The sequence below is a fragment of the Pseudomonas sp. FW305-E2 genome (assembly GCF_058782925.1).
Genome location: NZ_JBYSYE010000028.1, coordinates 35,088 through 48,365 on the forward strand (window position 1 = coordinate 35,088; position 13,278 = coordinate 48,365).

Annotated in this window: 14 protein-coding genes; 5 read left to right on the forward strand and 9 right to left on the reverse strand. The window is 61.4% G+C overall.

The window, feature by feature from the left end; all coding sequences use genetic code 11:
• Positions 1-114 precede the first annotated feature (114 nt).
• Positions 115-894 carry a ferredoxin-NADP reductase gene (gene fpr / locus AC3WLP_RS19100; RefSeq protein WP_003252381.1) on the reverse strand — a complete coding sequence of 260 codons (780 nt, stop codon included), beginning with the start codon at positions 892-894 and terminating at the stop codon, positions 115-117.
• Between the two features lie 117 nt (positions 895-1,011).
• On the opposite strand from fpr, the gene finR reads away from it, so the two are divergent.
• The gene (gene finR, locus AC3WLP_RS19105) at positions 1,012-1,938 is read left to right on the forward strand and encodes a LysR family transcriptional regulator FinR (RefSeq protein ID WP_004574844.1); all 927 of its coding nucleotides are present in this window, start codon (positions 1,012-1,014) and stop codon (positions 1,936-1,938) included.
• Here the strand turns inward: finR and AC3WLP_RS19110 are convergent.
• From AC3WLP_RS19110 to AC3WLP_RS19120, 3 genes are all read right to left on the reverse strand, one after another.
• The gene (locus AC3WLP_RS19110) at positions 1,935-2,300 is read right to left on the reverse strand and encodes a diacylglycerol kinase (RefSeq protein ID WP_003252377.1); all 366 of its coding nucleotides are present in this window, start codon (positions 2,298-2,300) and stop codon (positions 1,935-1,937) included. The two genes, finR and AC3WLP_RS19110, sit on opposite strands and share 4 nt — an antisense overlap.
• Before the next feature lie 73 nt (positions 2,301-2,373).
• Positions 2,374-3,024: a response regulator transcription factor ErdR gene (gene erdR, locus AC3WLP_RS19115; RefSeq protein ID WP_010952699.1), complete on the reverse strand. Its 651-nt coding sequence runs from the start codon at positions 3,022-3,024 to the stop codon at positions 2,374-2,376.
• A gap of 178 nt (positions 3,025-3,202) precedes the next feature.
• Positions 3,203-3,913, reverse strand: a complete 711-nt coding sequence (locus AC3WLP_RS19120; protein WP_004574842.1) for a tRNA-uridine aminocarboxypropyltransferase — start codon at positions 3,911-3,913, stop codon at positions 3,203-3,205.
• Positions 3,914-4,129: 216 nt separating this feature from the next.
• Between AC3WLP_RS19120 and AC3WLP_RS19125 the strand changes: the two genes are divergently transcribed.
• Positions 4,130-4,549, forward strand: a complete 420-nt coding sequence (locus AC3WLP_RS19125) for a quorum-sensing-regulated virulence factor family protein (protein WP_012053469.1) — start codon at positions 4,130-4,132, stop codon at positions 4,547-4,549.
• A gap of 14 nt (positions 4,550-4,563) precedes the next feature.
• Here AC3WLP_RS19125 and AC3WLP_RS19130 read toward each other — a convergent pair whose 3' ends face one another.
• Entirely contained in the window at positions 4,564-4,773 is a 210-nt protein-coding gene (locus tag AC3WLP_RS19130) for a hypothetical protein (protein WP_012053470.1), read from the reverse strand.
• A 160-nt stretch (positions 4,774-4,933) separates the two neighbouring features.
• On the opposite strand from AC3WLP_RS19130, the gene AC3WLP_RS19135 reads away from it, so the two are divergent.
• Positions 4,934-6,052: an LOG family protein gene (locus tag AC3WLP_RS19135; protein WP_003252368.1), complete on the forward strand. Its 1,119-nt coding sequence runs from the start codon at positions 4,934-4,936 to the stop codon at positions 6,050-6,052.
• Positions 6,053-6,318: 266 nt separating this feature from the next.
• On the opposite strand, the gene recX is transcribed toward AC3WLP_RS19135, so the two are convergent.
• From recX to AC3WLP_RS19155, 4 genes are all read right to left on the reverse strand, one after another.
• Positions 6,319-6,789, reverse strand: coding sequence for a recombination regulator RecX (gene recX, locus AC3WLP_RS19140; RefSeq protein WP_003252366.1), 471 nt, complete (start codon positions 6,787-6,789; stop codon positions 6,319-6,321).
• 21 nt (positions 6,790-6,810) lie between these two features.
• Complete coding sequence (recA, locus tag AC3WLP_RS19145; protein ID WP_003252365.1) at positions 6,811-7,878, reverse strand: recombinase RecA; 1,068 nt, start codon at positions 7,876-7,878, stop codon at positions 6,811-6,813.
• A 103-nt stretch (positions 7,879-7,981) separates the two neighbouring features.
• A complete protein-coding gene (locus AC3WLP_RS19150) occupies positions 7,982-8,464 on the reverse strand; it encodes a CinA family protein (RefSeq protein ID WP_010952695.1) in 483 nt (160 codons plus the stop codon).
• A gap of 56 nt (positions 8,465-8,520) precedes the next feature.
• On the reverse strand, positions 8,521-9,588 hold the full coding sequence (locus AC3WLP_RS19155) for a hypothetical protein (RefSeq protein ID WP_014754267.1): 1,068 nt from the start codon (positions 9,586-9,588) through the stop codon (positions 8,521-8,523).
• 186 nt (positions 9,589-9,774) lie between these two features.
• Between AC3WLP_RS19155 and mutS the strand changes: the two genes are divergently transcribed.
• Entirely contained in the window at positions 9,775-12,348 is a 2,574-nt protein-coding gene (gene mutS, locus AC3WLP_RS19160; RefSeq protein ID WP_003252357.1) for a DNA mismatch repair protein MutS, read from the forward strand.
• Positions 12,349-12,488: 140 nt separating this feature from the next.
• Complete coding sequence (gene fdxA / locus AC3WLP_RS19165) at positions 12,489-12,812, forward strand: ferredoxin FdxA (RefSeq protein ID WP_003252355.1); 324 nt, start codon at positions 12,489-12,491, stop codon at positions 12,810-12,812.
• Positions 12,813-13,278 lie beyond the last annotated feature (466 nt).

Sequence of the window (13,278 nt, forward strand, 5' to 3'; positions counted from 1 at the left end):
TGCGCTGCACCCGTAGGAGCGGGTTTACCCGCGAAAGGGCCGGAACAGGCCATGCACAAATCCCAGGCATGAGAAAGGCGACCCGAGAGTCGCCTTCCTGTACCCGCCTGGGCCTTACTTCTCGACGAAGGCACGCTCGATCAGGTAGTCACCCGGCTCGCGCATGCGCGGGGAGATCTTCAGGCCGAAGCTGTCCAGCACTTCGCTGGTCTCGTCGAGCATGCTCGGGCTGCCACAGATCATCGCGCGGTCGTCTTGCGGGTTGATCGGCGGCAGGCCGATGTCACTGAACAGCTTGCCGCTGCGCATCAGGTCGGTCAGACGGCCCTGGTTTTCGAACGGCTCGCGGGTCACGGTCGGGTAGTAGATCAGCTTGTCGCGAACCGACTCACCGAAGAACTCGTTCTGCGGCAGGTGCTCGGTGATGAACTCGCGGTAGGCCACTTCGTTCACGTAGCGCACGCCGTGCACCAGGATCACTTTTTCAAAGCGCTCGTAGGTTTCCGGGTCCTGGATGACGCTCATGAACGGCGCCAGGCCAGTGCCGGTGCTCAGCAGGTACAGGTGCTTGCCAGGATTCAGGTCGTCGAGCACCAGGGTGCCGGTAGGCTTCTTGCTGATGATGATCTCATCGCCTTCCTTCAGGTGCTGCAGCTGCGAGGTCAGCGGGCCATCCGGCACCTTGATGCTGAAGAATTCAAGGTGCTCTTCCCAGTTTGGCGAAGCGATGGAGTAGGCACGCATGAGCGGACGGCCGTTGTCCTGCTGCAGGCCGATCATCACGAACTGACCGTTCTCGAAGCGCAGGCCCGGGTCGCGGGTGCACTTGAAGCTGAACAGGGTGTCGTTCCAGTGGTGCACACTGAGGACACGTTCGTGGTTCATGTTGCTCATCGATGGGGCTCCTGAAGAAAAACGCGCGCGCAAAGCGCACAGTTGCGCAATAGTTTAGGGGCAGCGACAATATCTGTTAACTGGATTATCAAGATATGTGTTATCGGTTATATCGATATGCGATTCACACTCCGTCAAATGCAAGTCTTCGTCGCCGTCGCCCAGCACCAAAGCGTCTCTCGGGCCGCCAGCCTGTTGGCGCTGTCGCAGTCGGCCGCCAGTACCTCTATCACCGAACTGGAGCGGCAATCGAGCTGCCAGCTGTTCGACCGTGCCGGCAAACGCCTGGCCCTCAATGCCCTGGGCCATCAATTGCTGCCACAAGCAGTAGCCCTGCTTGACCAAGCCAAGGAAATCGAAGACCTGCTCAACGGCAAATCCGGTTTCGGCTCACTGGCGGTCGGCGCCACCCTCACCATCGGCAACTACCTGGCCACCCTGCTGATCGGCAACTACATGCAGACACACCCGGAAAGCCAGGTAAAACTGCATGTTCAAAATACTGCGCATATCGTGCAACAGGTCGCGCACTACGAAATTGATCTGGGTCTAATCGAAGGTGACTGCAATCACCCCGACCTGGAAGTTCAGCCGTGGGTCGAGGACGAACTGGTGGTGTTCTGTGCGCCACAGCACCCACTGGCGAAACTGGGCCGCGCCGATATCGAAAGCCTTTCGCAGGAGGCGTGGATCCTGCGCGAACAAGGCTCAGGCACGCGCCTGACCTTCGACCAGGCCATGCGCCATCACCGCGCCAACCTTAATATTCGCCTGGAGCTGGAGCACACCGAAGCGATCAAGCGCGCGGTGGAGTCAGGCCTGGGCATCGGTTGCATTTCACGCCTGGCCCTGCGTGACGCCTTCCGCCGCGGCAGCCTGGTACCTGTGGAAACACCGGAGCTGGACCTGCTGCGCCAGTTCTACTTCATCTGGCACAAACAGAAGTACCAGACCTCGGCCATGCGTGAGTTTCTCGAGCTATGCCGCAGCTTCACTGCGGGCTTTACCCGCAGTGACGAGATCGTGCTGCCGCCGATCGCTTAAAGCAGGATCACTCCCCACACCAGCGCCACCATGGTCAGTGCCACCAACTGTGCGGCGCTGCCCATGTCCTTGGCATTTTTCGACAGCGGGTGGCGCTCCAGCGAAATGCGATCGATGGCCGCCTCCACCGCCGAGTTGAACAGCTCGACGATCAGCCCCAACAGGCAAACGGCGATCATGATGGCCCGCTCAGCGCGGCTGACCGGCAGCCAGAAGGCGATCGGGATCAGCACCACGTTGAGCAGCACCAGCTGGCGGAATGCGGCTTCGCCCTTGAAGGCGGCACGCAGACCGTCCAGCGAGTAACCAGCGGCGTTGAAGATGCGTTTGAGGCCGGTCTGGCCCTTGAATGGCGATGTCATGTGAGTCACTTCACAGCAGAAAGGCCAGCAGACTAGACCGGCTCGGGTCAAAAAAGCGTGAAGCCACACGCAGTCAGTTGCTGGCAACCGATTCAAGTTGTTGCAGCAGCAGTGCAGCCTGGGTCCGGGTACGCACGCCCAGCTTGCGGAAGATCGCGGTCACGTGGGCCTTGATGGTCGCTTCCGACACGCTCAGCTCATAAGCGATCTGCTTGTTCAGCAAGCCTTCGCAGACCATGGTCAATACGCGGAACTGCTGCGGCGTGAGGCTGGCCAAGCCTTCGCTGGCGGCCTTGGCCTCGGCTGAAACATCGACCTTTTCGAACGCCTGCGGCGGCCACCAGACCTCGCCATCAAGCACCTTGCGCACCGCATCCTGGATCACTTCCAGGGTGCTGGACTTGGGAATGAAACCACTGGCGCCGAACTCGCGGGACTTGACCACCACGGCGGCCTCTTCCTGTGCCGACACCATCACCACGGGGATCTGCGGGTACTGCCCGCGGAGCAGCACCAGACCGGAAAAGCCGTAGGCACCCGGCATGTTCAAGTCCAGCAGCACCAGGTCCCAGTCGGCTTTTTCGCTCAGGCGGGTTTCCAGTTCGGCAATGCTTGCGACTTCGACCAGACGCACATCGGAGCCAAGCCCGAGGGTAACGGCCTGGCGCAGGGCGCCACGGAACAGTGGGTGGTCATCGGCAATCAGGATTTCGTATGTGGCCATCGATCTAAGGATCCTGTTCTGTGCCAGGCACTCGAGTGGAAGGGAAGCGCCCGGCGGGGAATCGGCGCCAAGGAGGCCGAGCACGGTCAAGGGAGATAAGCCAATCGCCCTGCCGTCTCGCCCACCCTGGCTGCCAGCTCCGTCATTATGAACCAAAGCAGGGGTTGTGCCCCTTGGACTATAGGAAGGTATGCAAACGCTGGTGGGTGTCGTCCTGCTCGTCAAGCGGTAGCCGCCGTTTGCCGCTCAGGTAATGCAGGCTGAACACATCAAGGTAAGCATCCAGCGCCTGCGAAGCCTGGCTATCGCCAGCAAGGTCCAGGCACATGGCCGCAACTTCTGCCGTACAGAAATGATCATCGCGCTTGGAGCGCCGCAGGCGGTAGCGCGACATCTGCTCGGCTTGCAGGCTCAACACCGGGAAGCGGTCCAGGTACGGGCTTTTGCGGAACATCTTGCGCGCTTCGGTCCAGGTGGCATCCAGCAGGATGAACAGTGGACGCTTGCCCGGCTCGCGCACCACCTCGCTGACCACCCGCTCCTGGGCAACGAATTCGCCCGGAAAAACGATATAGGGCTGCCAGCGCGGGTCATCGAGCAAAGCCAGCAGGCGCTCGTCAACCGCGGTGCGCAACCAGCCGAAGGCCCAGGTGTCTTCAATCAGGTCGGCAATCAACCAGCCGGTGTTGGTGGGTTTCAGCGGCTCGGTGTCGTGCATCAGCAGGCACACACCCGCGTCAGCCTGCACCCTAGGCTTCCAGGCACACAGGCAATGGGTGGCGATGACCCGGCAATCCGGGCAACGCTCGGCACGCGAGCCACGGGCGATGAAAGGCTTGTTGCTGCGGGCCAGGCGTTCGGCGCGCAGACGCGCTACCGCATGGCTCATGCCGGCAGGCCTCTGGACAGATTGAAAATGGGCACAAGGATGACTCGGAAAAAACAAGGCGGCCAGTCTACCAGAACAGGTGGCAATTGCTGTGCAGCCGGCAAAGCGCTCCTTATAATCGGACTTCTACCGTGCCGGTCCTCGCCACGCGCAATTTTACGGAACGCCGTTGACCCGCGCATGTCAAAGCGCCAGTCATCGAACCAGGAGAGATTCATGCTGCGCCTTATCGCCCCCGCCCTGAGCCTGCTGCTCGCCCTGCCTCTGGCAGCCCAGGCGGCATCCAAGCAGGATTACGACCTGAACACCCTGCTGCAGAAGGTCGCCAAAGAGAGCAGCGTCGGCACCCCACGCGCAATCAACGAGGACATCCTCGATCAGGGTTACACCGTTGAAGGCAAGGCGCTGGTCAACCACCTGAGCGTACGCCAGAGCCACGCAGCGCGCATGCAGGCCAACCCTGAGCAGGTGCGTAGCCAGCTCGGCGACAGCGTGTGCCGCAACAACGGCTTCCGCAACCTGATGTCCAAGGGCGCCGTCATGGTCTACCGCTTCACGGTCTACAAGACCAACCAGCCAGTCATGGACCAGGCCTTCGACAACGCCAGCTGCCTGGCCGGCAACAAGAAGAAGTAAGCACAGCGTCAACGCTACGCTTTCTCGTCCTCATGAGCGCGCCAGCGCCCTTCAACGGCATCGGCGCGCATCTCCGCCAACAGCGCCTGCAAGTATCGCGACCGACACTCCAGCCCCGACAGCCTGCGGCGGCACTCGGCTTCAAGGCTCAGGTGATGCACCTGGGCCGCGTTCTCCAGCTGCTGGTAGAGCTGCCAGTCCACTTCGATGACCAAGCGATGCATACCGCCACCTCCTGCATCGACACATTTCACTCTACCAGTTAACCAAACCCGTGCTGCCGATGGCCGCAGGCCGACAGGCGGCTGCGCCGAACACCTCGGCACGATCGGGCGCAAGGGTCTAGATTGAGGTCAGAGGTATTGGTGCAGAAGGAGACGTCGCATGCCTTACCATTCGAATGAACTGCTGTTCAGCCACTTCCGCGACAACAATATCGACCTGAGCAATATCGAAGCACAACTGCAACTGGTTGCCCCCAACAGCCCTAACCTGCCACTTTACCGCGACATGATGCTGACCATCCTGCGCATGGCCCATGACGACAGCGACCGCTGGAGCGCCAAGATCACCCTGCAGGCCCTGCGCGAACTGGACCAGTCCTTCCGCACCCTGCAGCGCTACAAGGGCCGACGCAAAGTGACCGTGTTCGGCTCGGCACGCACCCCGCTCGAGCATCCGATGTACGCCCTGGCCCGCGAGCTAGGTGCCACTCTGGCGCGCTCCGACCTGATGGTTATCACCGGCGCCGGCGGCGGTATCATGGCGGCCGCGCACGAAGGCGCCGGCAGCGAGCACAGCCTGGGTTTCAACATCACCTTACCCTTCGAACAACATGCCAACCCGACGGTGAACGGTACCGACAAACTCCTGCCGTTCCACTTTTTCTTCATCCGCAAGCTGTTCTTCGTCAAGGAGGCCGACGGCCTGGTGCTGTGCCCTGGCGGCTTCGGCACACTGGATGAAGCCCTGGAGGTACTGACCCTGATCCAGACTGGCAAGAGCCCACTGGTACCGGTGGTGCTGCTGGACTCACCGGGCGGCAGCTTCTGGCGTGACTGCCTGGACTTCATCAGCCGCCAGTTGGAAGAAAACCGCTACATCCTGCCCAGCGACCTGAAGCTGGTGCGCCTGGTACACAGCGCTGACGAGGCGGTTGAGGAAATCAACCAGTTCTACAGCAACTACCACTCCAGCCGCTGGCTGAAGAGCCAGTTCGTGATCCGCATGCACCATGCGCTCAGCGAAGCGGCGTTGTATGACATTCAGGAAGGGTTTGCCGATTTGCGCCTGAGTGGCAAATATCACCAGCAAGCGGATAGCAGTGCCGAGCACGAAGTTGGCAATTACAGCCATCTGACCCGCCTTTCATTCGCCTTCAACGGCCGGGATCAGGGCCGCTTGCGTGAGCTGGTGGATTTCATCAACCTGCCGGAGAACTGGGCCAAGCCGCAACCCATGCATACCACGCAGAGGGCCAGACAGGCGCTGAAAGTGAGTTGAGGCTTCGCTGTAACAGCTCGCGTGATACCTGCAGGAGCAACCTCAGGCTGCTCCTGCACCGGATCGGTTGTTGGCCGCAGACCGTCGTAGGAGCGGGTTTACCCGCGAAAGGGCCTGACCTGCTGGCCAATCTCCCCGGTCATTCAACGCCGCAGCCGCCACCGTATTCGCGGGTGAACCCGCGCCTACAATGGAATGGAGACAGCCTGGGGCATTTGGCAAAACAGATTATCCGCGACGTGCACGTGCCACTGTGGTTTCGAGCGTCAATAATCGTCGAGATCACGTCCGCTGAGCAGGCGGCCGATCATGTCCATGGGGAACCCACGGTAAGCCAGGAACCGGGTCTGCTGGGCGCGGCTGCGCGGATCTTGCGGGCGCTGCCCGGCAAACTTGCGCTGCCACACATCTCGCATACGCTCGCCCCAATTCACCTCGCTTTCACGCAGGGCCTGGTCGATATCTGCACGCGCCAAACCACGCTGACACAGCTCTTCGCGAATACGCGCAGGGCCATAGCCAGAGCCGGAACGATAACGAATGAAACTCTCGAGGTAGCGGGCTTCACTAAGCAGCCCTTCTTCGGCGAGCCGATCGAGTTCAGGCTCGATCAACTCGTCCGAAGCGCCGCGCTGACGCAACTTGCGCGTCAGCTCGACTCGACCGTGCTCACGTCGTGCAAGCAGGTCCATGGCTGTCCGCCGGATGGCGACGGGGGTGTCGAGTACGGCAGACATATTCGGTTATCTACTGCGCAATCAATAACCGGCGTCAGCGTCGGCCATGTCATCGGCATCAGCTTCGGCAGCAGCAGCTTTGCCGGCTTCAGCAGCAGCACCTGCTTTCAGCAACTTCTCACGAATCTGCTTCTCGATCTCGGCACCAATAGCCGGGTTCTCAGCCAGGTACTTGGCAGCGTTGGCTTTGCCTTGACCAATCTTGTTGCCCTGGTAGGCATACCAGGCACCGGACTTCTCGACCAAGCCCTGAGATACCCCCAGATCAATGATCTCGCCGTTACGGTAGATACCTTTCCCGTAAAGAATCTGGAACTCAGCCTGACGGAACGGAGGCGAGACCTTGTTCTTGACGATCTTGACGCGGGTTTCGCTGCCGACCACCTCGTCGCCTTCCTTGACAGCGCCGGTACGGCGGATATCCAGACGGACCGACGCGTAGAACTTCAGGGCGTTACCACCGGTAGTGGTTTCCGGGCTGCCGAACATCACACCGATCTTCATACGGATCTGGTTGATGAAGATGACCAGGCAGTTCGCGTTCTTGATGTTACCGGTGATCTTGCGCAGTGCCTGGGACATCAGGCGGGCCTGCAGACCCACATGCATGTCACCCATCTCGCCTTCGATCTCGGCCTTCGGTACCAGCGCGGCAACGGAGTCGACAATGATCACGTCGACCGCGTTGGAACGCACCAGCATGTCGGTGATTTCAAGGGCCTGCTCACCGGTGTCCGGCTGCGAAACCAGCAGGTCATCGACGTTGACGCCCAGCTTGCCGGCGTACTCAGGGTCAAGGGCATGTTCGGCGTCGACGAAGGCGCAGGTAGCACCGTTCTTTTGCGCTTCAGCGATGACAGACAGGGTCAGCGTGGTCTTACCCGACGATTCCGGGCCGTAGATCTCGACGATACGGCCTTTTGGCAGACCGCCGATGCCCAGGGCGATATCCAGGCCCAGCGAGCCGGTGGAGATGGCCGGAATGCCTTGACGCTCATGGTCACCCATGCGCATGACCGCGCCTTTACCGAATTGGCGTTCGATCTGACCCAGGGCCGCAGCCAAGGCGCGCTTCTTGTTGTCGTCCATTGAAATCCTCACGTGTTCGACTTGGCCCTGACGGCCGGAATACCTGTATAAGTAGCCAGTATTATTCCACAGGCAGACGCCCGCGCAAACCCCTGTCGTCGATTTACTCGGCACCAAGCTGTAACAAGCCGTCTAACGCGGCGATCACCGTCTGTCGGCGCACCGCCTCGCGGTCACCGTCGAACTGCCGACGTTCGCTGAACACCCGGTCGCCATCACCCCAGGCCAGCCACACAGTGCCCACCGGTTTGGCTGGCGAGCCGCCGTCCGGCCCGGCCACACCACTCACCGCCACGGCGAAGCGTGCGCCACTGGCGGCCTGAGCCCCACGGACCATGGCTTCGACCACTTCCTGGCTGACTGCCCCCACCTGACCGAACAACGCTTCAGGCACTCCCAGCTGGCGGGTTTTCTGGGCATTGGAATAGGTGACGTAACCGGCTTCGAACCAGGCCGAGCTGCCAGGTATGCGGGTGATGGCTTCGGCAATGCCACCACCGGTGCAGGATTCGGCGGTAGTCACCTGCGCATTGAATCGGCGCAGGTGCTCACCCAGGCGGGTGGCGAGCGTGGTGATCGGGTCCATGTAGGGTGCTCCTCGAGGGCGGTTCTCTACCCTATCACCCTGCTTCGGGCTCTGGCTCAGGAAACTTTCAGGCTGGCCCGGGCGATTTCGCTGAACGCCAGTTCGTCACGCTGCCCCAGCCGCGGCAGCCCGTCAGGCCACTCCCGGCTCCAGTCGAAGCCACCCAGCGTGCGCATGTCCTCGATTGCCGAACGCCACCAGACCACCTTGCACGCGCGCTGGTAGTCATCAGCATTCATCACACTGCCGTAGAGCAACTTGCGGCCGATGCCACGCAGCTCCCGGGGTACATGCTTGAGGCTCCATTTCACCGAGAGCCGAGCCAACCACGAGGGCACCGGGCGATGCGCCGGCACCTTCAGGGCCAGACCTGGCATCTTCGAATGAAAATGCTCGCCATGGCGGGCAAAGAAGATTTCTAGAATGGCATGCACGTACTGCTTCATCGCAAAGTAATGGCTGATCACGCCGCGCGCCTCGTTGATCGGCGCGCCGTGCAATTCGAAGGAAAAGGCGATCTGCTCGATCGTATGCAGGTCACGGGCATACGGCGTCCAGTTGTCGATCCGGTCGATGGCGCGCTTGGCGATGCCAACGTTGTCGCGGGTAAAGCCCATCACACCGCTGTTACACAGCCGCAAGTCATCGGCTGGTGCTTCGCCCGACTCAGCAAGCCCCTCGATGAAGCTGCGGTAATAGCTGTTGCGCGAAGCCTCGGCCCAGCTCATTTCCACCTCGTCGACCAAGAATTGCCCGGCATCGACCTGGCTGAACAGCTTTTGCGGCGACTGCAGAAATACCGTATCGGTATCGATGAACACGGTCTTGTCCGCCCACTGCCCGGCCTGGGCAATGGCGCAGGCCTTGCGCCGATGGGTGTAGCCGCCGTCGCCGGCCCAATCCTGCAAGGTCTGCTCGTCCAGTGCGATCACTTCCACCGGCCAGCCGGCAAAAGCCTGTGGCTGGTCGGTAAGCACGCGGATCACCGGCAGCTCAGCCGGCTTGCAACGAGCCAGGGCGGTGAGGATGCTGAGTTTTGCCTCCAGCTGATAGATCCGGCGCTCGCCATAAAGGAGGTAGATCAGCTGTTGCGTTACATAAGGGACAGGGCTGGACACATTCATCGTGCAGGTCACGGCTAGGGGCATTCATCGAGGGGCGCGCATTCTAGAGGGTTACGCGGCGCAGCTCCACCATTGCCCGCCAGACTGCAGGCGCACGCCCCACAGCACGCGCCTGCAACGTAACGAAAAAGCCTGTACCATTACGGGTTTACCATCGCCAACCAGATCCCCCCTGTAAGGCCCTGAATGTCAGATCTTTCCGCACACACCCCGATGATGCAGCAGTACTGGAAGCTGAAAAACCAGCACCCGGACCAGCTGATGTTCTACCGCATGGGCGACTTCTACGAGATCTTCTACGAAGATGCGAAAAAGGCCGCGAAACTGCTGGATATCACCCTGACCGCCCGCGGTCAGTCGGCCGGCCAGTCCATTCCCATGTGCGGGATTCCGTTCCATTCGCTGGAAGGCTACCTGGCCAAGCTGGTCAAGCTTGGCGAGTCGGTGGTGATCTGTGAGCAGATCGGCGACCCCGCCACCAGCAAGGGCCCGGTGGAGCGCCAGGTAGTACGCATCATCACCCCCGGCACGGTCAGTGACGAGGCACTGCTCGACGAGCGCCGCGACAACCTGATCGCCGCACTGCTCGGTGACGAGCGCCTGTTCGGCCTGGCGGTACTGGACATCACCAGCGGCAATTTCAGCGTGCAGGAGATCAAGGGCTGGGAAAACCTGCTGGCCGAACTCGAGCGCCTGAACCCGGTCGAGCTGTTGATCCCCGACGACTGGCCACGGGACCTGCCTGCGGAGAAACGCCCAGGCGCCCGCCGCCGCGCACCCTGGGACTTCGACCGCGACTCGGCACGCAAGGCCCTGTGCCAGCAGTTCGCGACCAAGGACCTCAAGGGCTTCGGCTGCGACAAGCTGACCCTGGCCATCGGCGCCGCCGGCTGCCTGCTGACCTATGCCAAGGAAACCCAGCGCACCGCCCTGCCGCACCTGCGCAGCCTGCGCCACGAGCGTCTGGACGATACAGTCATCCTCGATGGGGCCAGCCGCCGCAACCTGGAGCTGGACATCAACCTGGCCGGTGGGCGCGACAACACCCTGCAATCGGTGATCGACCGCTGCCAGACCGCCATGGCCAGCCGCCTGCTGAGCCGCTGGCTGAACCGCCCGCTGCGCGACCTCAAGGTGCTGCAAGCACGCCAGGACTCGATCCGCTGCCTGCTCGACAGCTACCGCTTCGAAAAGCTGCAGCCGCAGTTGAAGGAAATTGGCGATATCGAGCGGATCCTCGCCCGTATTGGCCTGCGCAATGCCCGCCCGCGCGACCTGGCACGCCTGCGCGATGCGCTGGGCGCGTTGCCAGAGCTGCAGAACGCCATGACCGAACTCGAAGCGCCGCACCTGGCGCGTCTGGCGGCCATTACCGGTACCTATCCGGAACTGGCCAGCCTGTTGGAGCGGGCGATCATCGATAACCCGCCGGCGGTGATCCGCGACGGCGGTGTACTGAAAGCCGGCTATGACAACGAACTGGACGAGCTGCTGGCAATCAGCGAGAACGCCGGTCAGTTCCTGATCGACCTGGAAACCCGGGAAAAGGCCCGCACCGGCCTTGCCAACCTCAAGGTCGGCTACAACCGCGTGCACGGCTACTTCATCGAACTGCCGACCAAGCAGGCCGAGCAGGCCCCGGGCGACTACATCCGCCGCCAGACCCTCAAAGGCGCCGAGCGCTTCATCACCCCGGAGCTCAAGGCGTTCGAGGACAAGGCATTGTCGGCCAAGAGCCGCGCCCTGGCCCGCGAGAAGATGCTCTACGACGCGCTGCTGGAAACCCTGATCAGCCACCTGGCACCGCTGCAGGACAGCGCCGCCGCCCTGGCCGAGCTGGATGTGCTCAGCAACTTGGCCGAGCGCGCACTGAACCTCGACCTGAGCTGCCCACGCTTTGTCGACGAGCCTTGCCTGCGCATCGAGCAGGGCCGCCACCCGGTGGTGGAACAGGTACTGACCACGCCGTTCGTGGCCAACGACCTGGGCCTGGACAACAGTACGCGCATGCTGATCATCACCGGCCCTAACATGGGCGGTAAATCGACCTACATGCGCCAGACTGCGCTTATCGTGCTCCTGGCCCACATCGGTAGCTTCGTGCCGGCAGCCAGCTGCGAGCTGTCGCTGGTCGACCGCATCTTCACCCGCATCGGCTCCAGTGACGACCTGGCCGGCGGGCGCTCGACCTTCATGGTGGAGATGAGCGAGACCGCCAACATCCTGCACAACGCCACCGACCGCAGCCTGGTGCTGATGGACGAAGTGGGCCGCGGTACCAGCACCTTCGATGGCCTGTCGCTGGCCTGGGCCGCCGCCGAGCGCCTGGCCCAGCTGCGTGCCTACACACTGTTCGCCACCCACTACTTCGAACTGACCGTGCTGCCGGAGAGCGAGCCGCTGGTGGCCAACGTGCACCTGAACGCCACCGAGCACAATGAACGCATCGTGTTCCTGCACCACGTGCTACCCGGCCCTGCCAGCCAAAGCTACGGCCTGGCCGTTGCACAGCTGGCCGGCGTACCGACGGCAGTGATCCAGCGTGCTCGCGAACACCTTGGCCGGCTGGAAACCACCAGCCTGCCCCATGAGCAGCCTGCGGCCCACAAGGCCAAGGACGCGCCGCAAGTGCCGCACCAGAGCGACTTGTTTGCCAGCCTGCCTCATCCAGCCATCGAGAAGCTGGGCAAGCTGCAACTGGACGACATGACCCCGCGTCAAGCTATCGAAATGCTATATCAACTAAAGAACCTGTTATAACGGCGCCCATTACAAGCTGGTAGAATCCGCCGCGGTTTGCTGGTGCTGCAGGTTATTAGCCTGGCCTGCAGCCACATACCCGTAAACCGCGCGGCCCTGAGAGGAAGGGCCGCCGCCGTCGCCTGAGGAGAGAATTAGAAATGACCTTCGTCGTCACCGACAACTGCATCAAATGCAAATACACCGACTGCGTGGAAGTCTGTCCGGTGGACTGCTTCTACGAAGGCCCGAACTTCCTGGTCATCCACCCGGACGAGTGCATCGACTGTGCCTTGTGCGAGCCGGAGTGCCCAGCGCAAGCCATCTTCTCGGAAGACGAAGTGCCTTCGGGCATGGAAAACTTCATCGAGCTGAACGCCGAGCTGGCGGAAATCTGGCCTAATATCACCGAGCGTAAGGACGCCCTGCCGGACGCTGAAGAATGGGATGGCAAGCCTGGCAAGATTGCCGACCTGGAGCGCTGATAGCGCCCAGACGCGAAAAAGGCCCTTCGGGGCCTTTTTTGTTTTCCTACGGGCAAAAAAAGGGGCGGTTTGACCCGCCCACATTTTTTTCCGTAGTCCCTGCTTGTCCCAAACATCATCCTGATGAAATCGCTTCTTGCGATGTCCCTGGCCTTCATCCTGAAAGCCTGTGCATGTCCCTGTGCACAGTTCGAATACTAGCGGGTTCAGCCAGGCGAGCAAGCGATGGAGCTTGCAAGGTATTTCCGCGGACACATTTACTCACCGGTGAATAAACCATGCTTTTCAATGGGTTGTAAAAATTCAGCCTTTGGAAACGACTTTGATTTACTGAAGGTTGCATGGAAAGCTTACACAATGAGTAAGTAAAGGCTTACACGCGATGTTACTGGGGTAGCGCGGTACACATTTGATAGGTGTCTTGCCAGGTGCGTCTGGGCGCCATGCCCCCCCGACAATCTGAAAG